Origin of the sequence: Microbacterium daqui, from assembly GCF_050408675.1 — a bacterium.
Lineage (GTDB): Bacteria > Actinomycetota > Actinomycetes > Actinomycetales > Microbacteriaceae > Microbacterium.
Map to the genome: position 1 here is coordinate 24,987 of NZ_JBNTKF010000011.1, position 26,534 is coordinate 51,520.

Below are 26,534 nucleotides of genomic sequence, written 5' to 3' on the forward strand. Positions count from 1 at the left end.
TACACCGCGGCCCACTCTCGTCGGAAAGCTCGCATGACTCGCTTCGCCTTACGCCGCCGCTCGCTCGCCGCAGTGCTCGGGCTTTCTGCCGTGCTCGTGCTCGCGCCTGTCGCCACCGCGCCTGCCGCGAGCGCCACCGAAGTGTCGACCGTGTCATCAGTCATCAAGCCCACCGAGGTGTACGACTGGGCGGAGGTTTACTTCGGTAACGGCGAGATCGCGCAGGGCCAGACGCTGCAGGTCACGGTCTCCGACCTCCTCACCGGCCGCGTCATTACCGCGACCCTCGGCGACGGCGCCATCGTGGTTCCGGATATCCCCGCCGCCGACCACTACGGCGACACCGGCTTCGCGGTTGTGATTCCCGCCGACTTCCCGGTGGGCGTGCATAACCTCACGATCGCGACCGATGAGTTCGAACCCATCGTCATTCCGATCACGGTCATCGCGGGTGATGCCCCCATCGTCGACCCGACCCAACCGGCACCCACCGCGACAAACCCGGGTACCGAACAGCCGACGCTACCCGGCGACGAAACCGAGCCCGCTGGTTCCGCCACCCCCGGCACCCCGGGCGCCTCGCAGATTGAACCGCCCGTGCCCGTCACGGCGGTGTACGGCGTGCTCGGCGGCATCGTCGTCATCATCATCGTCACCGCGATCGTGCGCCGCGCCCGCAAGGATCCCGCGTAAACAGAGTACGGTCGAAGGGTGTCTCTCACGCTCACCGATGCCCGTACCCGTTCCGCTCTAATTTCTGATGTGGACACTGTCGTCCACCTCGACCTCACCCCTACTGACCGCTACGATCTGACCGCGACGATCACGTTTGCGTGCCAAACCCCGGGCGCCTCAAGCTTTCTCGAGTTGACCGACGCGAGCGACATCGTCGTTGAGACGGCTGACGGAACCACGTGGCAGTACGACGGCAAGCGCATTACGTTGAGCGGGTTGGCGGCTGACAACTCCGTGACCATGCGCGCTCGTATGCCGTATGTCACCGATGGCGACGGTATGACGGTCGTTATCGACCCTGCCGACGATGAGCGCTACGTCAGCGGCTTCACCGCGATGGACATTGCGCAGCGCGTCATCCCCTGCTTTGACCAGCCCGACATCAAGACGTCGTTCACGGTGTCGGTGACGGCGCCAAGCCACTGGACGGTGCTTGCGAACGGCCTTTTCGACCGCCGTGAGGACGACACGTGGTTCTTCCACCCGACGCCGCGCTTCTCGACCTACATCTTCTTCGTGTGTGGCGGCCCGTACGTTTCGAAGACGTGGGATGAGCCGTACGCCCTCGCCGAGGGTGGCACGCTGCCGTTCGGGTGGCACGCCCGCGCTTCGCAGGCTGAAGCGCTCGAGCGCGACTTTGAGAACCTCAAGTTTGTGACGTCGCGTGCGTTCGCGCACTACACGTCGACGTTCGACGAGCCCTACCCGTTCGCCGACTACCAGCAGGTATTCACGCCGGGCCTCAACTGGGGCGCGATGGAGTTTCCGGGCTGCGTGGCCTTCCGCGACGAGTACCTCACGCCGGGCGAACCGACCGCGATGCAGCGTCACGCGATGAGCTCGGTCATCGCGCACGAAACGGCGCACATGTGGTTCGGCGACCTCGTCACGATGGCGTGGTGGGAAGACACGTGGCTCAATGAGTCGTTCGCCGACTACATGGGCTACGAAGTGTCGGGCCGGGCGACCGGCACCGACACGTGGACGGCCGCGGCCCTCGGCCGCAAACTCAGCGCCTACTCGGCTGACTCGCGTCGCTCAACGCACCGCATTGCCGAAGACGCTGAAAACCTCGTCGACGTCGACACCGCATTCGCCAACTTCGACATGATCACGTACGCGAAGGGCAACGCGGTATTGCGTCAGCTCGTGACCTGGCTCGGTGAAGAAGACTTCATTCGCGGCGTCAACACGCACCTGTCGGCGCACCCGTTCGGCACGGCAACGCTCGCCGACTTCCTCGATGCCCTCGACGGCGCGACCGACCGCGACGTGCGGTCGTGGGCCGAAGCGTGGCTGCGCACGACCGGCTTTGACACCATCACGGTGACGCGTGACGGCGATGTTCCGGTGCTGACGCGCACCGGCAGCCGCCCGCACCGCTTCACCGTTGTCGGCTACGGAACCAATGGTTCCGTCGTGCGCGAAGAAATCGTTGATCTCGCTTCCGAGCCCGTACGCCTCGAGGCGTTCGCGGGCCTCGCGGTGTTGCCCAACGCGCTTGACGAAACCTACGCGGCACTCGACCTTGACGACCAGTCGAAGGCCGTTCTCGACGCAGCCCTCAGTCGCATCGAACGTTCGCTCACGCGCGGCCTGCTGTGGGCAACCGCCGTTGCCACCGTGCAGCGCGGCACGCGTTCAATCGAGAGCCTCATTGCGCTTGCCCGCACCCAACTGGTCGACGAAGACGACGCCACCGTGTTCGAAGGCGCGATCGGCCTGGCCCTGCGCATGGCCGCAACTTACAGCTCGGTTGACACGGTCGGCACCCACCTTGACCTGCTCGCGGAGCTTGCGCGCATCGTGCTCGACTCCCCCAAGACCCACCTGCACGCAGCCGCCGAGCGCATCTTCGCGCACTCCGCAAGCGACGCGGTTGAGCTGATGCAGCGCCTCGACGCCGCAACCGACCCGGCGGTGCGCTGGATGTACGTCACGCGCCTCGCCGAGCTCGGCCAGGGCGCCGCGATCGCCGCCGAGGCCGAGCGTGACCGCACAACGGCCGGCGCTCACGCTGCGCTACGCTCGACCGCCGCCCTGCCGACGCCCGAAGCCAAGGCTGAGGCGTGGGCACGACTGACGAGCGGAACGCTGTCGAACCGCGAGTTCAGCGCGATGGCCGACGGCTTCTGGGGCATCGAGCAGGGTGCGCTTGTCGCCGAATACGCCGCGCGCGCACCGCGTGAGTTCGCCGCCTTCGCTCGCACGCAGGGCCAGGCCATGGGCCAGCTCATCGGACGCGCGCTGCCGTCGATTCCGCTGCCCGATGGTTCCGCCGCCGTCGTCAGCGAACTGCGCGCGGTCGTCGAAACCGACGTGCCCACCGTGGCACTGCGTGGTTTCAACGACCACCTGGATGACTTGGAGCAGATGCGCGCCGCGACGGCGTAGCCGAGCCTGCGTAGTCCCAGCCGAAGAGTAGCGCCGAACCTTTCGGCACCGTTTCCGCTCTGTTTACGCGGGCGACACCCTGACCGTCGACGGTGGAGGAGTCCTGCGCGTGCCTTCAGCATGCCGCGAATCTCCGACAGATCAGGAACACTCCATGCTTTCGCGACCCCTCCGCCGTGCCGCGGGAACCGTCGCGGTAACGGCCGTGGCGTGCACGCTTGTGCTCACCGCGCCGCTGCCCGCGACCGCCGCTATCGTGGCCGACCCCGTGGTGCTCTCAACACCCGACCCCAGCATTACCCTCACCCCGATCGGCACGTTTGAGACGGGCGAGTTCGACTCGTCTGCGGCGGAGATCGTCGCCGCCTACAACGGCCGCCTTTTCGTCGTCAACGCACAAGCTGGTTCCGTCTCAGTGCTCGATGCCACGACCCCCGCCGCTATGACCGAACTGTTCTCGATCGAGGGCGCGGGCATCGCGAACTCGGTGGCGGTGCGCGCCGATGGCCTCGGCGTGATCGCTTTCGAGGCGCCGGTCAAGACCGACCCGGGCACGCTGCTGTTCTTCGACGCCAACGCTGACACCCCGGCGGTGCTCGGCGCGGTGACGGTGGGCGCACTGCCCGACATGGTGGCGTTGTCGGCTGACGGAACCACGGCTGTCGTTGCGAATGAGGGCGAGCCTGCCGACGACTTCTCCCGCGACCCGGAAGGTTCTGTCGCGGTCGTTGCCCTGCCGGCAACCGTTGCCGCAGCCGCACAGAACGACGTGCGCATCGCTGACTTCCACGCATTCGAGGGCAACATTCTGCCCGCGGGCGTGCGCGTTTTCGGCCCAACGCCGGAGGCTGACTTCCCGGTGAGCCGCAACCTCGAGCCCGAGTACGTCACGATCGACGGCGGCACCGCGTACGTCACGCTTCAGGAGGCCAACGCGATCGCAACGGTCGACCTCGCGAGCGCGACCGTGACCGACATCGTGGCGCTCGGCTACAAGGATCACTCCCTGCCGGGGAACGCGCTCGACCCGTCCGACAAGGACGACCGCTTCGAACAGCGCACGTACGACAACCTGTTTGGCGTCTACATGCCGGACGGCATCGCGTCGTACCAGGCGAACGGAACCACGTACCTCGTCACTGCAAACGAGGGTGACGCCCGTGAGTGGGGCGACTACGCCGAGCCGTCACGCGTCAAGGATCTGGCCGATGACGGCTACGGCCCCGCCTGCGCCAACTTCGATGGCCTGACCGGCAACGCTGAGCTCGGTCGCCTCAACGTCACGCGTGAACTCGGCTTTAACGCCGAGGCCGGTTGCTACGACGAGCTATACGCGTTCGGCGGCCGCTCGTTCTCGATCTTCACGACCGACGGCACGCTCGTGTTTGACTCGGGCAGCGCGCTCGAAGCGCTGACCGCTGAAGCGGCCGGTGACTTCGCGAACTCCAACCACACCGAGGCGAACTCCGAAGGCCGTAGTGACGACAAGGGCCCCGAGCCGGAGAGCGTCACGGTCGGCACCGTCGGCGACCGCACCTACGCCTTCGTGGGCCTCGAGCGCGTCGGCGGCATCGTCGTCTATGACATCACCATGCCCACCAACGCGACCTTCGTCACCTACGTTAACAACCGCGACTTCTCGGCAGACCCCGAGACTGATCTGTCAGCCGCCGGCGACCTGGGCGCCGAGGGTGTCACGTTCATTCCCGCAGATGCATCGCCAACGGGCGAGCCACTGCTTGCCGTCGCGAATGAGGTAAGCGGAACCACGACACTGTTTGCGATTGATGATGGACTCACCGAGGTGCAGATTCTGAACGTGAACGACTTCCACGGTCGCATTGAGCCGAACCTGGGCAGTGGCGAGCCCGGCGCGGCTGTCGTTGCCGGCGCTGTTTCACAGCTGACCGCAGAAAACCCGAACACGCTGTTCGTCTCAGCCGGCGACAACATCGGCGCGTCGACCTTCACGTCGTTCATCGATGATGACAACCCCACGATCGACGCACTGGTCGCATCGGGCCTCGTCGCATCGACCGTCGGCAACCACGAGTTCGACCAGGGTATGGATGACCTCGTGAATCGCGTTGTTCCGCGTTTCGGTGGCTCGCAGTACGCGCTCGGCGCGAACGTGTACGACCGCGCCACGGGCGAGCCTGCGCTCGACGAGTACAGCATCAGCGTTGTCGACGGTGTGCGCGTCGCATTCATCGGCACGGTCACGGCTGAGACGCAGGCAATGGTTTCACCGACCGGTGTTGCTGACGTCACGTTCGGCGACGAGCTCGAGGCCGCCAACCGTGTCGCCGGCGAGCTTGTTGCCGCCGATGCGGCCGACGTCATCGTGTTGCTCACGCACAACGGTCAGGCGACCGCGAGCTGCGCCGACCTCAGTGACACGTCAACGACCTACGGTCAGCTTGTGAACGGCGCCTCCGCCGATATCGATGCGATCATTTCGGGTCACACCCACCAGGCGTATTCGTGCGAGGTCGACGACCCCGCGGGCAACGCGCGCCCGGTGATTCAGGCACACCAGTACGGCACGACGCTCGGCCAGATCTCGGTCACGGTCGACTCGGAATCGAAGAAACTCGTCTCGATCACGGGCGCTCTGCTCCCGCTGACCGCCGACGGTGCCGCCCTGTACCCCGCCGACGACGAGGTCTCAGCCATCGTGGCTGACGCCGCCGAGCTCGCCGAGGAAAAGGGCAACGTGACGGTTGGCGCGATTAGTGCAGACATCCTGCGCGGCGGAACCAATGGTTCCGATCGCGGTGTGGAGTCGTCGATGGGTAACCTCATCGCCGACGTGACGCTGTGGGCAACGTCGGGCCAGGGTGCTGCGACACTCTCGCGCATGGCAACGACCCCCGCGCCCGCCGCGCCTGCTGTGGCCGACATCGCATTCATGAACCCGGGTGGTCTGCGCGCGGATCTGCACTACGGCACTGATGGTGCCGTCACCTACCGTGACGTTGCCAGCGTGCAGCCGTTCGCCAATACGATCACGACGATGACGCTCACGGGCGCGCAGGTCAAGAGCGTGCTTGAGGAGCAGTGGCAGCCCGAGGGCGCGTCTCGTCCGAAGCTTCACCTCGGTGTTTCGGAGGGATTCAGCTACACGTATGTTGAGGAGGCCCCGCGCGGTGAGCACATCGTGTCGATGACGCTGAACGGTGTGGCCGTTGATCCGGCAGCGAACTACACGGTGGCGGCGAACTCGTTCCTCGCGGGTGGTGGCGACAACTTCACGACGTTTGCCGCAGGCACGAACCGTGCTGACGCCGGCCAGGCTGACCTCAGCGCAACGGTCGCGTACTTCGCCGCGCACCCGGTCGTTGATCCGGCCCCGTTGGGACGCGCGACGCTTGCGGTGACCGAGCCGACGCCCGAGCCGACGCCGACACCGACGCCCGAGCCCACGTCAGAACCGACTCCTGAGCCCAGCGACCCCAGCGACGGTTCCACTGGTTCCGACGGCTCTGCTGGCTCCGGAACCACGGGCGGTTCGACCGGCTCGAACAACCTCGCGAACACCGGTAGCGAAGCCCCGTACGCCGTCATGCTGGGTGCTTCGGTGCTCGTCGCGGGCGGTCTGCTGATGGTGGCACTGCGCCGACGCCGGGTCGAAAGCTAATTCGAACTCAACACAAAAGAGCTGCCCCGACCAATCACGGTCGGGGCAGCTCTTTTGCTTGTCAGCTCTTCAGCTACTTACTCTGCTTCAGCCTCACGGTTGGCAGCAGCGATCTCAGCTTCGGTGGCAACGTAGCCGTCGATGTGACGCTCGTCGGGGCCGACGTACTCCGACAGCGGGCGGATCAGCGCGTTGGACGCAAGCTGCTCCATGATGTGCGCGGTCCAGCCGGTGACGCGAGCAGCCACGAACAGCGGCGTGAACGTGAGCGTGTCGAAACCGATCAGGTTGTACGCCGGACCCGACGGGTAGTCGAGGTTCGGGTAGATACCCTTGCGGCTCACGAACTCGCTCTCGAGTGCGTCGTAAAGCTCGGCGACGTCGGGGCGGTTGTAGTGTGCCACGAGCGTGTCGAGAGCTGCCTTCATCGTGGGAACACGCGAGTCGCCACGCTTGTAAACGCGGTGACCGAAGCCCATGATCTTGCGCTTCGCGCCGAGAGCCTCGTCCAGCCACGGCTTCACGTTCTCTGCGGTGCCGATGTCGTTGAAGATGTGCAGGACGGCCTCGTTGGCACCACCGTGCAGCGGGCCCTTCAGGGCGCCGATGGCACCGGTGACAGCCGAGTACAGGTCGCTCAGCGTCGACGCGATCACGCGAGACGTGAACGTCGAGGCGTTGAACGAGTGCTCTGCGTACAGCGTCATCGAGCGGTTGAAGGCGTCAACGACGACCTCGTCCTGCTCTTCGCCGAACGTCATCCACAGGAAGTTCGCCGAGTAGTCGAGGTCATCGCGCGGGGCGACAAGCTCTTCACCACGGCGGCGACGCTGACCGTAGGCCACGATGGCCGGCAGCTGTGCCCACAGACGAATCGAACGCTCTTGGTTCTGCTCCGGGATTCCGGCAGCGTCCATCACGTCACCCGTCGCGTCGAGGGCGCCGATGACGCTGACCGCGGTGCGGACCTCATCCATCGGGTGTGCGCTCATCGGCAGGATGTCGATCGCGGCCTTCACCTCGGGGGCGAGGGCACGGTAGCGACGCTCCGTCGCACGAAGCTCAGCGAGCTCGGCGTCGGTCGGCAGGTTTCCGGTCCACAGCAGGTGCGCGACAGCCTCGAACGGCTGCGTTGCGGCCAGCTCCTGCACGGGGTAACCGCGGTAGAGCAGGCTGTTGGTTTCCGGGTTGACCTTGGAGACGCCCGTGACGTCAACGATGACGCCTGCGAGACCCTTCTTGATATCAACTTCCGTCATGAGTAACTCCTTCTTGGCTTACCGCTCAACCCGGAAGTTGAACACGCTGGTGTCGAAGTGGTTGTACGCCTCGTAGTCGATGAGGTCGTACAGGTCAGCACGGTGCTGCATCTCGCCCAGCTTGCCACTCAGGTGACCAACGTTGTTGAGCTCGTCCAGGGCGCGACCGGTCGCACCCATCGAGATGCGCAGCATCGAAACCGGCCAAATGACGATACGAATACCGACATCAGCCAGCTGCTGCGTGGAGAACAGGTCGCTCTTGCCGAACTCCGTCATGTTCGCGAGAACCGGAACATCGACAGCGTTCACGACAGCTTCGAAGTGCTCGAGGCTGTGCATGGCCTCCGGGAAGATTGCGTCAGCACCGGCGTCGACGAGTGCCTTGGCACGGTCGATTGCCGCCTGCAGACCGTCAACCGCTGCAATGTCGGTGCGCGCCATGATGAGGAAGTTCTCGTCACGGCGGGCGTCGACAGCAGCACGGATGCGCTTGAGCGCGGTGTCTTCGTCAACGACGGCCTTACCATCGAGGTGACCGCAACGCTTCGGGTTGATCTGGTCTTCGATGTGCATGCCGCCGAGGCCCGCGTCTTCCATCTCCTGGATGGTGCGAGCGACGTTCATCGGCTCACCGAAGCCGGTGTCGGCGTCGATGATGGTCGGCAGGTCGGTCATGCGAGCGATCTGCTTGCCGCGGCCAGCGACCTCAGTGAGCGTCGTCAGGCCGATGTCGGGGAGCCCGAGGTCTGCCGACAGCACGGCACCCGAAATGTAGACACCTTCGAAGCCCTTCTGCTCGATGAGTCGAGCAGAAAGCGGGTTGAAGGCACCCGGGAAACGCAGCAGCTCGCCGGAGTTCAGCCGCTCACGGAAAAGGCGACGCTTCTCCGCTGCGGGAACCTGTGAGTACAGCATGTGCTTTTCTCCGTTCCGGCTTAGAACAGACCGCGCGGCGACTCGATGCCGCTGAGCAGACCCGGCTTGGCAACGATGTTGAGCTGGCGAACCTCGTCAATGGTGAGCTCGGGCAGACGCTCAGCGAGGTCGAGGAAGCGCTCGATCTCAGCAGCCTCAAGAACCGGCTCCGCGAGGATGCGGAACTTGCGGATGTAGTCAGCGCGAGCGAACGGACGGGCGCCGAGCGGGTGAGCGTCAGCAACGGCGATCTCGTCGACAACGGTCGAGCCGTCGGTCAGCGTGATCTCCACGCGGCCGCCGAAGGCCTTCTCGTCGGGGTCTTCCGAGTGGTAGCGGCGCGTCCACTCAGTGTCTTCTGCCGTGGTGATCTTGTTCCACAGTTCAACCGTGTCAGCACGACCCGCACGCTCGGGAGCGTAGGAGTCAACGTGGTGCCACGTGCCATCCTGCAGTGCAACCGCGAAGATGTAGGGGATCGAGTGGTCCAGGGTCTCACGCGATGCGGTGGGGTCGTACTTCTGCGGGTCGTTTGCGCCCGAGCCGATCACGTAGTGCGTGTGGTGGCTCGTGTGCAGCACGATCGACGCGATGTTTGCGGGGTCGCGCAGTGCCGGGTTCTCGTTGCCGAGCTTGCGAGCGAGGTCGATCCACGCCTGTGCCTGGTACTCAGCCGAGTGCTCCTTGGTGTAGGAGTCGAGGATCGCGCGCTTTGCTTCGCCTGCGGCGGGCAGCGGAACCGTGTAGGAAGCGTCGGGGCCGTCCAGCATCCAGGCGATGACTCCGTCTTCACCTTCGTAGATGGGGCTGGGCGACGTCTGGCCGCGCATGGCGCGGTCGACAGCCTCGACGGCCATCTTGCCGGCGAATGCGGGGGCGTGTGCCTTCCACGTCGAGATTTCACCCTTACGCGACTGGCGCGTAGCGGTCGTGGTGTGCAGACCCTGGCCTACTGCCTGGTAGATCGTCTCGGCGTCGAGGCCGAGGAGCGTGCCGATACCGGCCGATGCCGACGGGCCGATGTGAGCGACGTGGTCGATCTTGTGCTTGTGCAGGCTGATGCCGCGCACGAGGTCCATCTGGATCTCGTAACCGGTTGCGATACCGCGAACGAGCGCGCGGCCATCCTTGCCACTGTGCTGTGCAACGGCGAGGATCGGCGGGATGTTGTCGCCCGGGTGCGAGTACTCGGCTGCCAGGAACGTGTCGTGGTAGTCGAGCTCGCGAACGGCAACGCCGTTTGCCCATGCTGCCCACTCGGGGCTGGTGCGCTCTTCGTCAAGGCCGAAGATGCTGGCACCTTCGCCGCCGCGCGATACGGGGTGGTCGAGGGCCTGCGAGCGAGCCGAGACGATCGGGCCACGGGCCAGCGATGCTGCGGCGACCGAAGCGTTGTCGATCACACGGTTGATGATCATGTCGATGACGTCGGCTTCAACCTCAACCGGGTCAACGGCGACCTGAGCGATCTTCCAAGCAAGCTGCTCTTCGCGGGGCAGGTCTTCTGCGCTCTTGTAGACGCGCACGTGGTGCTGAACAGTCATGTTTCTTCCTTTACTTCTGGAGGGTTTTGGCGGCACCGACCGGAGCAGGCTCCGGGAGAGCAGCCAAGATGTTTGTTAAGGCGTTGTGCAGGTGCACGTGGGTGGCGTGCGCTGCGAGGTCGGCGTCGCCTGAGGCGATTGCCGAAGCAATGAGGCGGTGTTCGGCGATCGACTGCACGAGTCGTGCCGGGTTGTCACGCGCGAGACGGCGCACACGCACGAGGTGCGTACGGATCATGCGGAGGGCTGCGGTGAGGTAGTCGTTGTTGACGGCCGCGTCAATGCGTTCGTCAAAGCGGGCGATAACGGCGTAGTAGTCGTCGAGCCCTTCGGCACCCTCAATGTGGGTGTGACCGAATGCCGTCGCGAGTGCCGCGAACGTTTCGTGGTCGCCGCGGTGGGCGGCGAGGCGTGCGGCGGTTTCTTCGAGTGCGCGGCGCACTTCGAAGAGTTCGCGGATGTCGTCGGCGTCAATGTCGGTGACGACGGTGACGCGTGGTGACTGCTGAGCGACGAGACCGTCAGCGGCGAGGCGGCCAATGGCTTCGCGGAGTGGGGTTCGGCTCACGCCGAGGCGTGCGGCCTGCTCGACTTCACCGAGCACAGCACCGGGTGCCAACTCGCCGGATTGAATCTCGCCGAGAAGCGTTTCATATGCACGATCACTCGCCCGCATGGCACCTCCTTGTGATTGCTAGTGTATACAAAAAACCGGCAATCACAAGCCAGAGGGAGAGGTTCTGGGCGTTAGCGTATACATAAGGCCCCTCTCCCCGCTTACGCGAGCGCGTCAACCTCTTTTTCGCCGAGCTTGACGATGACGACACCCACGAGCACGAGCACGCCGCCGATGATCTCGAAGAGCCCTGGCACCTGGCCGACGAGGAGCCAGCCGTACAGCACAGCGGCGACGACCTCGCTGAGCGCGACGAAGGATGCGAGCCGTGAGCCCAGCATGCGCGTGGAGATGATGCCGAGCGCGTAGGCGAGCGCGGCCGACACGAGACCGAGCGCGAGCAGCGGAATCCAGAACGGCACGGAACCAAAGACATACGTGACAAGGTCGGTGGACAAATTGAGGGGCAGGATTCCGACCAGCCCAGCCAAGCCGAGGCCGGTGCCGCCGACGAAGAGGCCGAAGCCGGCGAGCGCGATCGGCGGAAGCCCGGTGTCTTGTCGTGCCGACAGGATGAAGTACGCCGCGGCACCGACCATGGCGCCGAGGGCCCACAGCACACCGACCGGATCTGCCGTGACGCCACTGAAGACGTTCAGCATCACGGCGAGGCCGAGGAGGGCGATGGCTGCTCCGATGAACGTCGCACCCGACGGACGCACTCGAGAGCGCACCCACACCCACACGATCACGAGGACGGGGGCGGTGTATTCGATCAGCAGTGCGATGCCGACGTCGATCGTGACGACGGCTTGGAAGTAGAACAGCTGCGTCGCGGCGACCGCGAGGGCACCGTAGAGCAGCACGATCGGCCAGGCCTTGCGCATCACCGACCACTTGCCGCGCATCGCGATGATCGTCGGGATCGCGAGGGCGATGGCCGCGATCCAGATGCGGGCGAGCACGACGGATCCGGGCGTCCATCCCGCGTCGATGAATCCCTTGGCGAGTGCTCCCGACGTTCCGAAGCTCAACGCCGTGGCAATAGCCAGCACCAAGCCCAGCCGCGTGTGGCTCTTCTTCGGCGTGGGTGCAGGGATGAGGAGGGGTCCGGTCACTGTCTGACGTTATCGCTTTGGCGCTCAGCTACACATTCTCCGACGCTCGGGCATCCGCTGAGCTCTCCCCGCCCTCCCCGAACACCGCGGGCGGCGGGGCGGCGGCGAACGCCTTAGACAGGTTTCGGTACGGTCTCGACATAAACGCGAGCAGCACCGCAATGAGCATGATGAGGCTTGCGAGCACAAACACGAGGGCGACGCCGCGCGCTTCACCCTCACCGAGCAACCATCCCCACGTGACTTGGCCGGCGTCACTGTTCATGTATGGCACGACGATGAACTCGGCGATCGGTCCGATGAGAAACGCCGTGATCGGTGCCGCCGACACTTCGACCGTCATCGCGAACCCGAATACGCGACCCTGCTTCTCGTACGGAATCACACGCTGCAAGATTGTCTGCTCAGCGGCCTCGGCGGCCGGCATCAGGGTCGTGAACAGCAGGAGCGCCAGCAGCCCAGGCACCGCGAGAATCACCGGGATCGCACCACGGAAATTCACTCGCCCCTCCCCGCTTCGCACCTTCACTGGTTCCGGAATCGAAATCACCAGCAGATGCACAAGCGCGACCGCCGTCGCGATCACGGCGATCAGGATTGTCACGTGCATTCCGAGCAGGCCAACGGAGAGCCCCGAGAAGACGCTCGTCACCAAGAACCCGATGCCGCTGATCGTGCCGACAAGCCCATTGGCTTTGTCGCGTCTATCGGGCGGCACGAGGAGCGTGACCGTCGTTGACAGCGCGATATTGCGCATGTTTTCGACGACGCTGCCGATCAGGACGATGATGACGAAGATCCAGAACCAGGGGCCCCGCCAGTCCAGCAGTGTCGCTTCGGAGAACAGCGAGAACATGACCAGGCCAATGGCGTACGTGGTGAGGGTGGTGAGGCTCGAAATGAGCATTGCGGTCTTTTTGCGGAGGTGGTCAACGATCGCGCCGAACACCATGCCGAATACGGCGACCAGCAGCATGTAGGCGCCGCCGATGACACCGGAGGCGAGGAGTGATTTCGTCTCCAGATACACCCAAAACACGAGCGCAAACCACTGTACTCGGGGGTTCCGACATCGAAAAGAGTTCGTTCAAGAGAGCATTCGTCGCAGGCTTCGAAGCCCGAAACACGAGCTCCCCGAGCGCTTATCGCGCCGGGGAGCTCGTGTTGTTTGCCGTACTCGCGCGCTACGCGCTCACGCCCACCGTGGTTCCGGTCGCGATATCGGCACGGTCGCGGAACGCGTTTGCCCGCACACGATCAGACTCGACCTGGCGTCGCGCCTCGGCGGTCTCTTCATACAGCGACGGCTGGCCATGGCTCGTGAGGACCTTCACGAGCACGGGCAGCAGTTCGATCATGAAGAACAGGGCCGCGATCATCCAGTGCGCAAAGCCGAGCGTCGGCTCCTTCTCGGAGAGGCTGTTGAGTGCCGTGATCTGGCTCAACAGGCCGCTCGCACCGGCGTTGCCCGAAGCGACCGCGTCGGCTCGCTCGTTGTAGGCGACGAGTGCCGCGTCGTACGTCGCCTGCGCGGTCGGCAGCTGGGCCTTCGCGGCTTCGCGGTTGCGGTCTTCGTTGGCGCTCGTCGCACCCGCGCTCGACTCCTGCGCCGTGGTGAGCTCTTCGTTAGCGGTGCGCAGGTCAACAGCGAGGGCGTCGTAGGTGGCCTGGGCCTGGTCGAGCTGAGACTTCGCGGCGGCGGAGCTTGCGCCTTCGCCGGAGATTCCGGTGCAGCCTTCGACGCTGCCAGCACCCGCGCCGGTCAGCTCACACTGATAGATGAGGCGGGCCTGATCGATGACGCCCTGCTGGGTCGTCATCTGGGTCGTGATGCCGTCGACCTTCGCCTGTGCCGCCGTGAGCGTCGCAGAGTCTGTCGTGGTTCCGACCACCACACCCGTCGCCGCCTGGTTTTCCAGGTCGGCGAGGCGCTGAGTTGCGGCGTCGAGGGCCTGCTTTTCGGGGCCGGTGGCGACGGCCTCTTGGTCACCCTGCGCCTGCACGATGTTGGTCGCGTTGACTTCGCGCTCAATGTCATTCGCGAAAATCTGCAGCACGAGCGGCTCGGCCACGACCACACCGATGATCGCGGCCATGATCACACGCGGCAGCGCGAGGGCGATGAGCTTGCCGATCTTCGTCGACGACCGCATGGTAGAGGTGAGGAAGCGGTCGAGGTTAAAGATGATGAGCGCCCACACGATCGCGAGCGGAATCGCCAGCCACACGGCCGCCTTCACACCCGTCGTGAGTGCGAACACCATCGAGATGCCCGAAATGAGGGCAGTGCCAGCGATGACGAAGAACATCTGCACGAAGCGTCCGGTTTCGGCGGGCACCTGGTCAAGCACGTAGCCGTCAGCGCCGCCGAGAATCGCGAGGCGTCGCATCGGACGGCGCACCTTGCGCGGGCGTTCGCTGCGCCGAGTCGGAACCGTGGACTCGGTTGCGGGGTCTTCTTCAGAGGCCGCAACCAGGGGCTCGGTTGCGAAGAGCGGCTCACCGGGGTCGGTGGTCTCTTCGACGGCTTGTTCTTCCGTCTGTTCCGCAGCTAGTGGTTCTGCTTCATCCTTACGTCGCGGAACGACGAGAGGTTCAATGTCGAACTCGGGCTCGGGTTGCGGCTCGGTTTTGGCGCCAGCGTTCACGGGTGCCTCGTCGTGGTCTGCGGCCCGCTCGTCGGGTACGCCCCCAAAGGGGTCGGTTGGCCCGTCGGCGTCGTAGGTTTCGAGGTCTTCAGCTTCGCGGCGTTCGGCCTCGCGAATATCTTGAATGTAGAGGGGCTCGTCAGCGTTCGGGGTGGTCACATCGAACTCGATCTGGCCCTGGGACCCAAATCCTCCGGGCCGGTGTTCGGAATAGGACATCCCTCCAGCGTACGAAGGTGCGCCTGGGCGCAAGGTGCAAGCGGCCTGGATGAAACCCGAGCCAGACCTATGCGCGCCCGATGTTTGACGCGCTTAGGAATGCCTGGCTAGTTTGCATTTCGGGGTTGCGCAGGTTTCTCAACCCGCACAACGCAACCCCATGGTTCCGGCCCCACACCCGTGGTTCCGCTACTCGCTTCTTACAGCGCGTCGGCAGCAACCTTGTCTTCTTCGGTTGCCACGAGCTGACCGCAAGCGCCGTCGATTTCCTTGCCGCGGGTATCGCGGATCGTCGTCGGGATGCCGGCGTCGTTGAGGCGGCGAACGAACTCGTTCTGCACGTCTTTTTCGCTCGACGTCCATACGGAGCCCGGCGTCGGGTTCAGTGGAATCGGGTTGACGTGCACCCAGCCGCGGCCGCGCTCGTTGAGCTTCTGCGCGAGCAGGTCCGCGCGCCAGGCATGGTCGTTCATGTCTTTAATGAGCGCGTATTCGATCGAGACACGGCGGCCGGTCTTGTCGAAGTAGTTGCGGGCGGCGTCGAGGGCCTCGTCGACCTTCCAGCGCGAGTTCACCGGGATGAGCTCGTCGCGAAGCACGTCGTCGGGCGCGTGCAGCGATAGCGCAAACGTGACGGGGATGTCTTCGTCGGCCAGCTTCTTGATCGCCGGAACCAGACCGACGGTAGAGACGGTGATGCCGCGCGCGCTCATGCCGAGGCCGTCGGGCTGCTTCGCGACGAACGTGCGCACAGCCTGCATGACACGGTTGTAGTTGGCGAGGGGTTCACCCATGCCCATGAAGACGATGTTGGAGACGCGCTCTTCAGAGTGGTCGTCGTGGCGCTTGCCACCGAGCTCGCCGTTAGCGATCGCACGGTTGGCGCGCACGACCTGGTCGATGATTTCGGCCGCCGACATGTTGCGCGTGAGGCCCGCCTGGCCGGTGGCGCAGAACGGGCAGTTCATGCCGCAGCCCGCCTGCGACGAAATGCACAGCGTGATGCGGCCGACGTAGCGCATGAGCACGGATTCGACGAGAGCGCCGTCGTGCAGACGCCACAAGAACTTGATGGTGTCGCCGTTGTCGGTCTCAAGGCGACGCACTTCGGTGAGCAGCGGCGGCATGAGGCCAGCGACGAGTTCTTCACGGTTTTCAGCCGGCAGGTCAGTCATGTGCGCCGGGTCTGACGTGTAGTGCGTGAAGTAGTGCGTGTTGAGCTGCTTGGCGCGGAAGCCCGGCATGCCGAGCTCCTTGACGCGCTCAACGCGCTCTTCTGGCGTGAGGTCTGCCCAGTGCACAGGCGGCTTGCCGCGCTTCGGGCTCGCGAACTGAAGCATCGGACGCCCTTCGGCATCCTTCTTCTGCGACCATCCCTCGGTGCGGGGACGGACCTGCCGCACGGGCGTCATCTCAGAGTTGTTCATTGTTCCAGGGTACGGGTTGGGGGATGTATAGACGATGGGAGCGGGGACGGAACCGTTGCTGCAGTCGTGAGCGCTGGTTCCGGAACCATGTGCGCGGTCGTGTGTGGTGGTTCCGCTCCCGGGAATAGCAGTGGGGTGAGCAGATTTCTCCGCCCACCCCACTGCTGTGGTTACTTGACGATTACTTGATGATCGCCGAGCAGCCGAGCTCGTTGCCCTCTGCGTCATCGAAGCAGATGACGAGGTCTTCAGCGACTGCCTTGTCAGCGGGAACCTGGAAGGCCCACTGGAAGGAGTACGACTGGCCTGCGGTTGCGAGGGGGATTTCGGTCTCGCGCGGCGAGACTGCGAGGTACGAAGCGGTCTCGTCCGAGGTGGAGCGCAGAACCGGAGCGACGTCGGTGTCGACGAGGTCGGTTGCAACTGCCTTGGTTGCGGTGGTTGCGCTGACCCAGACGTTGCCAGCCTCAGGCGCGCCGAGCGCGCCTGCGACGGTCTCGTCGTTGACCAGTGCCGACCAAACCTGCATCGAGAGGTCTGCGGTACCGAACGATTCGGTGAACGCTACGGGAGCATCGAAGGACGATGCTGCGATGGCAACCGTTTCCTTCTCCGGAGCGGGGGTTTCCTTGGCATCGGTTGCAGCGGTGGTTGCGCAGCCGGTGAGGAGTGCCGCGGTGGCGGCGAGGGTCAGAATGCCAGAAACACGGCGCTTCATGAGATTCCCTTCGGTTTCGTATGTTTTACAACCTTCAACTGTACTCTTGGCCAGTTGAGCGAAACCTGGGGAGGCTGGGGTGCGCCCGGAAACGTTACCGAAGGGAAATTCCTTCGTTCGGTATCGAAGAAACGAGGCGCTGCGATAGCGCGATTTTGGAGATTTGTTGGGTTCTGAGTTGCAGCCCGAGCTCTGACCTTGGCGCCGTGGCTCCGGTTTAGAGCCGTAGCTCCGTCTTAGAGCCGTAGCTCCGCCAGGGGGCTAGTTCTGCCACCAGGTGTCGTCGGGGGTGACCGGGAGGTGGCGCTTGTGTCGCGACCCGAGGTACTTGCCCTCGAGCTTTACTGCTGCCTCGGGGGCGATGGTTCCGCCTTCGAGGTAGGTATCGATGTCGACGTAGGAGAGGCCGAGTTCGTCTTCGTCGGGGCGGCCCGGGGTGCCATCGAGGAGGTCGGCTGTGGGCTCTTTGTAGACGAGGCGGTCGGGGGCATCGAGTTCCAGGAGGAGGGCACGGCCCTGGCGTTTGTTGAGTCCGGCGAGCGGGAGGATGTCGGCGGCACCGTCGCCAAACTTTGTATAGAAGCCGGTGACCGCTTCGGCGGCGTGGTCGGTGCCGATGACGACGAGGCCGAGTTGTCCGGCAATCGCGAACTGCACGACCATGCGGGCGCGGGCCTTGATGTTGCCACGCTGGAAGTCGCTGATTTCGTCGCCGGATTCTTCGATTCCGGCTTCGATGCCCTGCACGCCAGCGGCGATGTTGACGGTCAGTTCACGGTCGGCGGCGATGAAGTCGAGCGCGGCTTGGGCGTCGGCTTCGTCTTTCTGGAAGTTGTACGGCAGGCGCACGGCAACGAACTGCGCCTCGCCACCCTCTGCGCGGCGGCGCTCAACGGCCAGTTGTGCGAGTCGGCCGGCCAGGGTGGAGTCTTGACCACCCGAGATACCGAGGACGAACCCCTTCGCGCCGGTCGTGCGCAGGTAGGCGGTGAGAAACTCGGTGCGCCGTTCGACCTCGGCGGCCGCGTCGATCGTCGGCTGCACTCCGAGGGCGGTGATGATCTCTTGCTGAAGCGTCATGTTGTACTCCGTTCGTCGTCCCTTCGCGGGCTCGCCTTGCAACCAAGCTGGCTCGTCTTGCAGCCAGCGCGCTCGCCATGCAACCAGTATGCCGTGCGGCGTTCTCACACTTCGCCCTCACCATTATTCGAGCAACTCCCAGGACGGCACGGATTCATCTGATTCATCGGATTCATCACCATCAGATTCATCGGATTCATCTGATCCCCGCCATCCGCCTGCATAGTCCAGACTCACGCCATCGACAGCTCCGTCAAGATCGGCTGACCCACCTGGCCCACTTAGCCCACCCGGAGCATTCTTCCCATCCAAACCACCCGGATCATCGGGATCATCCGAACCACCCGGATCATCCGAACCATCCGGATCACCCGGATCACCCGGATCACCCGGATCATCGGGGTCGGGCCCGGAGGGGAAGAATCGCAGGGTCGACGTGGGGGTGTCGATGTAGTCGCGGCCGCTGGGGCTCGTCCATCGCAGCACGCCATTGCCGAGGTGTGCGATCGCCCAGGCGCAGTCATGCTTCATGCCATGGTGACGCGGACACAGCAGCGCCATGTTGTCGATGCAGGTGTCTCCGCCATCGACGGCCGCCAAACTGTGGTCTGCGTCGCACCGATGCGCCGGCTGCCGACAGCCGGGGAATCGACAGTGCTCATCACGCACACGAAGCGCACGCCGAATGTCTTGCGACGGACGATACCGATCCACCGCCAGAATCGCCCCCGAAATCGGGTGCGTCATCACGCGATCCCATCCGCTCGCCGCGCCAGCCAGGCGCCGCGCCGTCTCGGCATCCATGGGACCGGAGCCGTGAAGTTCGGCGCCGTGCTCCGAAACACGCGCAGCGGTCAACACCGGGACGGTGACCTGCACCTGCGCTTGGATCGCTTCGAGCCCGTCGCCAACGGCCACCGGACCACCGCCGAGCACCAAATCGCTCAGCGCATCGGCGCGAATCTCGTCACGACAGCGTTCGTCGCCCTCTTCAGCACCCTCGACGGCCTTCGCCATGGAGGTGAGGCGGTCGTACACGCCATGGGCGAGCACCGCCGGGAGCACCGCGAGTAACTCAGCCATACCGTCTTCAGTGTCGCGCACCTCAATTCGCCGCCTCTTACGAGCCCGCTGGTGACGCTCAGCAAGGGAACATTCGTGGATTTGTGTGGCGATGCCGGGCAAGATCGCGCCCAGCCGACCCGGCGACAATTGCTCAGCGCGCTCAATTGCGATGCCCTCATAGGTCTCGCGCGCCTCGCCGGTCGGGAGACCCTCGCTCGCCTTCACAATCGTGCTCACGTGCGAAGCGGTAATGCGCCCCTCGCGGAGCGCCTCAAATGTCTGCGGGAAGCCAGCAGTCACATCAAACGCATGCGACATGCGCCGCTGCACAGTACGGTCGCTCACGCGGAGTGCGGCGCCGATCTCAGCACTCGCCGTGCGGATGGCTTGCTCACGATCGATGATCGGATGCGCCATCTCGGCCGTGATCGCCTCTGCCTGCGCGAAGACCGCCGCATAGAGCGCCATCTCCATCGCGGCAAGGCCCGCCTGCGCCGACTGAATCTCGCGCAACGAATCGACAGCAAACAGGAAGGCACCAACCGGATCGACCGATGCATCGCTGATGTTGTCGAGTGTCATGTGAATATTCTTGCACACTTTTCGTTGCTTTGTTCTAGAAAGATGATATTCTCATGAAACAGTTTTCGAAAATCAAAACGATCAACGACGAGGAGGCAGTAGCGTGAGCCAGCATCGAAGGCGTCACCGCACCCGCAGAAGACCGCTGCGGTTCCCGCACACGAGCCGACGAGACGATGCGCGTTCAGCACAATAGGCACGGGCACTGACAGCCACGTGTGCGTGCACCTTAATCCGCGGCCACGCCTACTCAAGGTCACTGGGCATGCAAAAGCCCCGGGGCTGATAATTCTCAACCCCGGGGCAATACGCTCCGAAACCTCCCCCGCAACCGCGGAAGTTGGTTCCGGAACCAGGTGCTTAGGTCAGAAGGGTGCTTAGTCCAGGAAGATGTCCGGGAAGAGGCGGTTGTCGGGAGTGCCCGGAATCGCTGCGTAACCGGAGAAATCGGTGACGCCCTCTTCGGCGAGAACATCCTCGACGATGTAGGTGTTTCCGGTGGCTTCACGCGACGGGCGGTTGAGCACGGCGTAGGCAGCGTCCGCGTAGACCTCGGGCGTGCGCGATGCGGCCATCACCTTGTCGCCGCCAAGCAGGTTCTGTACGGCAGCGGTGGCGATGGTGGTGCGTGGCCAGAGCGCGTTGGCGGCGATGCCGTCCTTGGCGAACTCAGCAGCCATGCCGAGCGTCGCCATCGTCATGCCGTACTTCGCCATCGTGTACGCCGTGTGAGCTCCCAGCCACTTGGGCGAGATGTTCAGGGGCGGCGACAGCGAAAGGATGTGCGGGTTGCTGGATTCACGAAGAATCGGCACGGCCGCGCGAGAGAGCATGAAGGTTCCGCGCACGTTGACGTCTTGCATCAGGTCGTACTTCTTCGCGCCCAGATCCTCCGAGCCCGACAGGTCGATGACGCTCGCGTTGTTCACGACGATGTCAATGCCGCCGAATTCGCCACGCGTCTTGAGTACCGCGTGCGCGATGTCGTCGTCGCTACGAACATCGCCGACGATAGGCAGAGCCTTGCCGCCGGCAGCGATAATCGCCTCCGCAGCCGTGTGGATCGTGCCTTCCAGCGCCGGGTGCGGGGTGTCGGTCTTGGCGAGCAGCGCGATGTTGGCGCCGTCAGCCGCCGCGCGCAACGCGATGGCAAGGCCAATGCCGCGGCTCCCGCCCGACATCAGAATGGTCTTTCCTGCGAGGGACATTATTTTGCCTTTCGTGCGGAACGGTCAGCGAACGCCTGCACACGAGCCTGAGCTTCAGGCGTCTGCAGCGCTGCATTGATGGAACGAGCTTCTTCGTCGAGTTGCTCCGCGAACGTGCGCGACGGCTGCGTGCGGATCAGACGCTTCGCCTGCCCATAGGCGCCAGTGGCACCAGCGAGCCACGACTGTGCAACCTCTTCCGCACGAGCCTGCACCTCGTCAGCCGCGACGACCTCAGCAACCAGACCCCAGTCCAGTGCCTGCTCGGCTGAAAGGAGTCGATCGGTCAGCACCAACTGCAGCGCCCGGCGCTCGCCGACGGCCTTCGCCAGGCTCGCCGACACCGACAGGTCGGGGGTGAGGCCAATGTTGGCGTAGAGGCTACCAATCTTGGAGTTCTCGCCGATGATGACGTAGTCGCTCGCCAGGAGGATTCCGAGTCCGCCACCAGCCGTGGTTCCGTGCGCCGCTGCAACGACGGGAATCGACGACTCAACAAGTGCGCGAATACCGTTGTTGATGGCGTGCGCGAGCTCTTCGATCGTGAAGTCGCTCATGCCGCGCGCCATTGCGAGAACGTCGCCACCCGCGCAGAACGACGGGCCCGCAGCGTCAATCAGGATCGCGTGAACGTCGTCGCGCGACGTTGCCTCCGCCGTCGCCTCAGCCCAGGCATGCGCCATTGACTGCTCAAACGCGTTCATACGCGCCGGGCGATTCAGCGTGATGCGGGCAAGCCCATCGACGACAGAAAGAAGGACAGGGGATTCACTCATTATTTCGGTGCCATTCGGATCGCGCCGTCGAGACGAATCGTCTCGCCGTTCAGATAGTCATTTTCAACAATGTGGGCCACAAGAGCCGCGAATTCGTCGGGCCTGCCGAGACGAGAAGGGTACGGAACCTGCTGGCCGAGAGAATCCTGCGCCGGCTGCGGGAGGCCCGCGAGCATCGGCGTCTCCATGATGCCGGGGGCGATCGTGCAGACCCGGATGCCGTAGCGAGCGAGCTCGCGAGCAACCGGCAGCGTCATCGCGTGCACGGCACCCTTGGAGGCCGAGTACGCGGGCTGACCGATCTGGCCGTCGAACGCGGCAACCGACGCGGTGTTGATGATGACGCCCCGGTCATCGGTTCCGGCGTTCTTCGCCATGACCGCCGCCGCCTGCGACAGCACGTTGTAGGTGCCGACAAGGTTGATCTGCACGACCTTCGCGAAGTCGGCGAGTGAACCCGGGTTGCCCTCGCGGTCCAGTACCTTGGCCGGCGGCGCAATTCCCGCACAGTTCACCACGACGCGCAGCTGTGCGCGCTTCGCGGTCTCGACCACCGCATGTGCCACCTGCTCAGCACTCGTGACGTCTGCGGCGACAAAATAGCCACCCAATGACGCCGCAACCTCGGCGCCCGGAGAGGACTCCAGGTCAACAATCGTCACGACAGCGCCTGCTGCCGTCAGTCGCTTCGCCGTGGCCAGACCCAGGCCACTGGCCCCGCCGGTCACGAGCGCGCTAGCGCCTGCGATATCCATAGCTCTCCTTCGAACTCGTCATTTTGCGCTCACCCCACACGGCAAACGCTCCCCCGCGCCGACGTGGGCGCGGGCAAACTGTGACGCTCCGTCGCGGAACGACACCGGGTGTCAGCCTACGCGGCACTCGAGCCCGTGAGCACGTCGCGCTGTCGAATCAGCACATTCCGCCGCGTAAATCGGCACCCGCCAACTGTCGACCCGACACAGCGCAGCCGCACGCACCCCCGGTTCCGCACCCTTGGTTCCGCCCGCTGCCTCCGCCGACCCTGGTTCCGCATCCGCGGTTCCGCTTCCCGTTCCACACCCGCGGTCCGCACCCCTGGTTCCACCCCAGGTTCCAACCCTGGTTCCGCCCCCAGGTTCCGCACCCCGGGTTCCGCACCCCGGCAGCCCCCTCAACGACCGTTCTGCACGACTGAAAACGGTACGCACGCAAAAACTGCCCCAACTGCCCCTCCAGCCACAGGAGTCACACGGGTGCGTGCATAACGGTCGTTGAGTCCGGTTGGGGAACAAAGCGGACCCCCGCATCGCCCCCGAGATCGACCCGAACATCCACTCCTGTGGCTCGGTCGCCGCGACGGGCGCGCGCGAGCTCGCACAGCCGGAACAAGGGTTGTTCATCGTCGGCGTGAAGTCGTACGGGCGGGCCCCGACCTTCCTCGCGTTGACCGGATACGAGCAGGTGCGCAGTGTCGCCGCGCACCTCGTCGGCGACCATGAGGCAGCTGCCCGCAACGAACTCACCCTTCCGGACACGGGCGTGTGCGGTGGATCCGGTGACTTTGACGACAATGCAGGAAGCTGCTGTGCAGCCCCCGCCACCCTCCAGATCGGTATGCGGCCGGTCGCCGTCGGCTGATCCACGTCATGAGGGGTGGGGCTGCTCAGTAGCGCCCACCCCTCAATCATCACCTGGCGAGTCGAGTCGCCAGGTCGCGGACCTTCGTGTCGATGGCGTCGCGGAGATCGCGCACGCCGTCGGCTTCCCAGTTCGTCGGGTCGGGGAATGACCACTCGACCAACTCTCCGCGCACCGTGCCCGGCAGTGGAAGTCCCGGCTTCATCAGGACCACGACGTCGGCCGCGTCGAGATCTTCAGTCGTGACTGCTCGCGGCTTGGCCGCAGACGTGTCGATGCCGAGTTCGTGCAGTGATGCTGCGATGGCTGGGTTGATCGTCTCGGCGGGGTTGATTCCCGCACTCGTCGCGACGAGTCGCTCATCGCCGATGTGTGTCAGGAGATGGGCGCCGAGTTGGGAGCGCCCCGCATTGTGCTTGCATATGAACAGAACCGTCTTGGGCTGGGTCATCTTTCGTCCTCTGATTTCTTGACTGTCTCGATTGCTGCACTTGCATGATCCGTTCGCCAGGTGAAGAGCAAGTGAACTCCGTCAGCAAGAGTTGCATCCGGTATCGATGGATGTCAATATAGACACATGTCGATTCAAGAAGTGGAACTGGTCATCATCGGGTCTGGCCCTGCGGGCTACACCGCGGCCGTGTATGCGGCGCGTGCAGGTCTCGCACCTGTCGTCCTCGCCGGTTCCGTGACCGCGGGCGGCGCACTGATGACCACGACCGAGGTGGAGAACTTCCCTGGTTTCGTCGATGGGGTCCAGGGGCCCGAACTGATGGAGTCGATGCGCGCGCAGGCGGAGCGCTTCGGTGCGCGTATCCTCCTCGACGACGCGGTCGTGGTCGACCTCGACGGCCCTGTCAAGACCGTGGAGACGGGCTCCGGCGAGACCTTCCTCGCTCGTGCCGTCATCCTGACCATGGGCTCCGCGTACCGCAAGCTCGGCATCGACGACGAGGATCGGCTCACCGGCCACGGCGTCTCGTGGTGCGCCACCTGCGACGGCTTCTTCTTCCGCGAGCAGGAGATCGTCGTCGTCGGTGGCGGAGACTCTGCGATGGAGGAGGCACTGTTCCTGACCAGGTTCGCGTCGAAGGTCACTGTCGTGCATCGTCGAGCCGAGTTCCGGGCGTCGAGGATCATGGCGCAGCGGGTGCTCGATCACCCGAAGATCGAAGTCGTCTGGAACAGCGAAGTCGTTGGCCTCATCGGCGCTGAGAAAGTCGAAGCGGTCACGCTGCGCGATACCGTCACCGGCGTCGAGCGGGAGCTGCCGGCCACGGGGGTCTTCGTCGCGATCGGTCATGACCCGCGCTCCGAGATCGTCACGGGACTCGTCGACACGGATGCCGATGGCTACGTCCTCGTCGAGCATCCCTCCACTCGCACGAACGTCGCGGGGGTCTTCGCTGCCGGCGATCTCGTCGACCACACCTACCGTCAGGCGATCACGGCCGCAGGCACGGGGTGTGCCGCCGCGCAGGACGCCCAGCACTATCTGGCTGCGCTCGACGAGGTTGCACCTGTCCTGATCGAGGCCGAGGAGGTCTTCGCATGAGCGCGCCCATCACGGTCACAGATGCCACCTTCCAGGCGGAGGTCATCGATTCCGAGATCCCCGTCGTCGTCGACATCTGGGCCACCTGGTGCGGGCCCTGCAAGCAGGTCGCACCCATCCTGGATCAGCTTGCCGCCGAGTACGACGGCCGCGTGAAGATCGTCAAGCTCGACGCCGACCAGAACCCTGAGACGGTGACCGCAGTCGGCGTCACCTCGATTCCGACCCTCGGCTTCTACACGGGAGGCGCGCGCGTCGACATGCTCATCGGCGCCCACCCGAAGCCCGTCATCGCAGAGAAGATGGAGGCGCTCCTCGCATGAGCACCGCAACCGTGCCCACCACCGCACCGACCCCCCGCCGCCTGTCGACCCTCGACCGATGGTTGCCGCTCTGGATCGGCCTGGCCATGGTCGGCGGCATCGTCATCGGCCGCTTCATCCCCGGCGTCTCCGACCTCCTCGCGAGCCTCGAGGTCGGTGGGATATCCATCCCCATCGCCCTCGGCCTGCTGGTGATGATGTACCCGGTGCTCGCGAAGGTCCGCTACGACAAGGTCGCCGCCGTCACCGGCGACAAGAAGCTGCTGCTCTCGTCGCTGGCGCTCAACTGGCTCGTCGGCCCGGCGCTGATGTTCGCCCTCGCGTGGTCGTTCCTGCCCGACCTGCCCGAATACCGCACGGGCCTCATCATCGTGGGGCTCGCGCGCTGTATCGCCATGGTCGTCATCTGGAACGACCTCGCCTGCGGCGACCGCGAGGCCGCGGCCGTGCTCGTCGCCATCAACTCGGTCTTCCAGGTCGTCGCCTTCTCGCTGCTGGGCTGGTTCTACCTCACCGTGCTCCCCGGTTGGCTCGGACTCGACTCACAAGGGTTGGACATCTCGATCGGACAGATCGCGCTGAACGTCTTGATCTTCCTCGGCATCCCCCTCGTCGCGGGATTCGCCTCCCGCTTCATCGGGGAGCGTACGAAGGGACGCGACTGGTACGAAGAGAAGTTCCTTCCGAAGATCGGCCCCTGGGCGCTCTACGGCCTGCTGTTCACCATCGTGCTGCTGTTCGCCCTGCAGGGTGAGCAGGTCACGAGTCGTCCGTGGGATGTCGCCCGGATCGCACTCCCGCTGCTGGCGTACTTCGCGATCATGTGGTTCATCGGCCTCTTCACCGGCAAGGCCCTCGGCCTCGGATACGCACGATCGACGACCCTGGCATTCACCGCCGCCGGCAACAACTTCGAGCTCGCGATCGCCGTCGCCATCGGCACCTTCGGCGCGACATCCGGCCAGGCCCTCGCCGGAGTCGTCGGCCCGCTCATCGAAGTCCCTGTTCTCGTCGGACTCGTCTATGTCTCGCTCTGGGCCGCCCGGCGCTGGTTCCACACCGATCCATTCACCGCTGAAAGGATGTAGA

General features: G+C 64.7%; 21 protein-coding genes and 1 pseudogene. 7 read left to right on the forward strand and 15 right to left on the reverse strand.

Going from position 1 to position 26,534, the window contains the following annotated elements:
* Nucleotides 1–33: 33 nt before the first annotated feature.
* The 3 genes from ACQUSY_RS08345 to ACQUSY_RS08355 all read left to right on the forward strand — a co-directional run bounded on the left by ACQUSY_RS08345 (nt 34) and on the right by ACQUSY_RS08355 (nt 6,769).
* On the forward strand, nt 34–693 hold the full coding sequence (locus ACQUSY_RS08345) for a hypothetical protein (protein ID WP_428904029.1): 660 nt from the start codon (nt 34–36) through the stop codon (nt 691–693).
* Nucleotides 694–711: 18 nt separating this feature from the next.
* Complete coding sequence (gene pepN, locus ACQUSY_RS08350) at nt 712–3,129, forward strand: aminopeptidase N (protein WP_428904030.1); 2,418 nt, start codon at nt 712–714, stop codon at nt 3,127–3,129.
* Between the two features lie 154 nt (nt 3,130–3,283).
* A complete protein-coding gene (locus ACQUSY_RS08355) occupies nt 3,284–6,769 on the forward strand; it encodes a choice-of-anchor I family protein (protein ID WP_428904031.1) in 3,486 nt (1,161 codons plus the stop codon).
* Between the two features lie 77 nt (nt 6,770–6,846).
* Here ACQUSY_RS08355 and ACQUSY_RS08360 read toward each other — a convergent pair whose 3' ends face one another.
* From ACQUSY_RS08360 to ACQUSY_RS08425, 14 genes are all read right to left on the reverse strand, one after another.
* On the reverse strand, nt 6,847–8,028 hold the full coding sequence (locus tag ACQUSY_RS08360) for a bifunctional 2-methylcitrate synthase/citrate synthase (RefSeq protein WP_428904032.1): 1,182 nt from the start codon (nt 8,026–8,028) through the stop codon (nt 6,847–6,849).
* An 18-nt stretch (nt 8,029–8,046) separates the two neighbouring features.
* Nucleotides 8,047–8,946: a methylisocitrate lyase gene (prpB, locus tag ACQUSY_RS08365; protein WP_428904033.1), complete on the reverse strand. Its 900-nt coding sequence runs from the start codon at nt 8,944–8,946 to the stop codon at nt 8,047–8,049.
* A 20-nt stretch (nt 8,947–8,966) separates the two neighbouring features.
* A complete protein-coding gene (locus ACQUSY_RS08370) occupies nt 8,967–10,490 on the reverse strand; it encodes an MmgE/PrpD family protein (protein ID WP_428904034.1) in 1,524 nt (507 codons plus the stop codon).
* Nucleotides 10,491–10,500: 10 nt separating this feature from the next.
* Nucleotides 10,501–11,166 (reverse strand): GntR family transcriptional regulator, encoded by a 666-nt coding sequence (locus ACQUSY_RS08375; protein ID WP_428904035.1) that lies wholly within the window; start codon nt 11,164–11,166, stop codon nt 10,501–10,503.
* Between the two features lie 101 nt (nt 11,167–11,267).
* Nucleotides 11,268–12,224: an EamA family transporter gene (locus ACQUSY_RS08380; RefSeq protein WP_428904036.1), complete on the reverse strand. Its 957-nt coding sequence runs from the start codon at nt 12,222–12,224 to the stop codon at nt 11,268–11,270.
* Between the two features lie 28 nt (nt 12,225–12,252).
* Nucleotides 12,253–13,263 (reverse strand): MFS transporter, encoded by a 1,011-nt coding sequence (locus ACQUSY_RS08385; RefSeq protein WP_428904037.1) that lies wholly within the window; start codon nt 13,261–13,263, stop codon nt 12,253–12,255.
* 145 nt (nt 13,264–13,408) lie between these two features.
* The gene (locus tag ACQUSY_RS08390; RefSeq protein ID WP_428904038.1) at nt 13,409–15,031 is read right to left on the reverse strand and encodes a DUF4407 domain-containing protein; all 1,623 of its coding nucleotides are present in this window, start codon (nt 15,029–15,031) and stop codon (nt 13,409–13,411) included.
* A 260-nt stretch (nt 15,032–15,291) separates the two neighbouring features.
* Nucleotides 15,292–16,518, reverse strand: a complete 1,227-nt coding sequence (gene rlmN, locus ACQUSY_RS08395; protein ID WP_428904039.1) for a dual-specificity RNA methyltransferase RlmN — start codon at nt 16,516–16,518, stop codon at nt 15,292–15,294.
* A gap of 181 nt (nt 16,519–16,699) precedes the next feature.
* Nucleotides 16,700–17,236, reverse strand: a complete 537-nt coding sequence (locus ACQUSY_RS08400; protein ID WP_428904040.1) for a hypothetical protein — start codon at nt 17,234–17,236, stop codon at nt 16,700–16,702.
* Nucleotides 17,237–17,497: 261 nt separating this feature from the next.
* Nucleotides 17,498–18,316, reverse strand: coding sequence for an NAD(+) synthase (gene nadE / locus ACQUSY_RS08405; RefSeq protein WP_428904041.1), 819 nt, complete (start codon nt 18,314–18,316; stop codon nt 17,498–17,500).
* Between the two features lie 123 nt (nt 18,317–18,439).
* Nucleotides 18,440–19,963 carry an HNH endonuclease signature motif containing protein gene (locus tag ACQUSY_RS08410; RefSeq protein WP_428904042.1) on the reverse strand — a complete coding sequence of 508 codons (1,524 nt, stop codon included), beginning with the start codon at nt 19,961–19,963 and terminating at the stop codon, nt 18,440–18,442.
* Nucleotides 19,964–20,340: 377 nt separating this feature from the next.
* Nucleotides 20,341–21,171, reverse strand: coding sequence for an SDR family oxidoreductase (locus tag ACQUSY_RS08415; protein ID WP_428904043.1), 831 nt, complete (start codon nt 21,169–21,171; stop codon nt 20,341–20,343).
* Nucleotides 21,171–21,947, reverse strand: a complete 777-nt coding sequence (locus tag ACQUSY_RS08420) for an enoyl-CoA hydratase/isomerase family protein (RefSeq protein ID WP_428904044.1) — start codon at nt 21,945–21,947, stop codon at nt 21,171–21,173. Before ACQUSY_RS08420 ends, ACQUSY_RS08415 begins: the two co-directional genes overlap by 1 nt.
* Entirely contained in the window at nt 21,947–22,702 is a 756-nt protein-coding gene (locus ACQUSY_RS08425) for an SDR family NAD(P)-dependent oxidoreductase (RefSeq protein ID WP_428904045.1), read from the reverse strand. Before ACQUSY_RS08425 ends, ACQUSY_RS08420 begins: the two co-directional genes overlap by 1 nt.
* Before the next feature lie 517 nt (nt 22,703–23,219).
* On the opposite strand from ACQUSY_RS08425, the pseudogene ACQUSY_RS08430 reads away from it, so the two are divergent.
* Nucleotides 23,220–23,567 (forward strand): annotated as a pseudogene (locus ACQUSY_RS08430) (flavoprotein); the annotation flags it as partial.
* A 49-nt stretch (nt 23,568–23,616) separates the two neighbouring features.
* On the opposite strand, the gene ACQUSY_RS08435 reads toward ACQUSY_RS08430, so the two are convergent.
* The gene (locus ACQUSY_RS08435) at nt 23,617–24,018 is read right to left on the reverse strand and encodes an arsenate-mycothiol transferase ArsC (protein ID WP_428904046.1); all 402 of its coding nucleotides are present in this window, start codon (nt 24,016–24,018) and stop codon (nt 23,617–23,619) included.
* Between the two features lie 126 nt (nt 24,019–24,144).
* Here ACQUSY_RS08435 and trxB point away from each other — a divergent pair, with 126 nt between their 5' ends.
* Genes trxB through arsB form a run of 3 tightly spaced genes read left to right on the forward strand, consistent with a single transcriptional unit; the run spans nt 24,145 to nt 26,533 of the window.
* On the forward strand, nt 24,145–25,122 hold the full coding sequence (trxB, locus tag ACQUSY_RS08440; protein WP_428904047.1) for a thioredoxin-disulfide reductase: 978 nt from the start codon (nt 24,145–24,147) through the stop codon (nt 25,120–25,122).
* Entirely contained in the window at nt 25,119–25,445 is a 327-nt protein-coding gene (gene trxA, locus ACQUSY_RS08445; protein ID WP_428904048.1) for a thioredoxin, read from the forward strand. Before trxB ends, trxA begins: the two co-directional genes overlap by 4 nt.
* Entirely contained in the window at nt 25,442–26,533 is a 1,092-nt protein-coding gene (gene arsB / locus ACQUSY_RS08450; protein ID WP_428904049.1) for an ACR3 family arsenite efflux transporter, read from the forward strand. Before trxA ends, arsB begins: the two co-directional genes overlap by 4 nt.
* Nucleotide 26,534 lies beyond the last annotated feature (1 nt).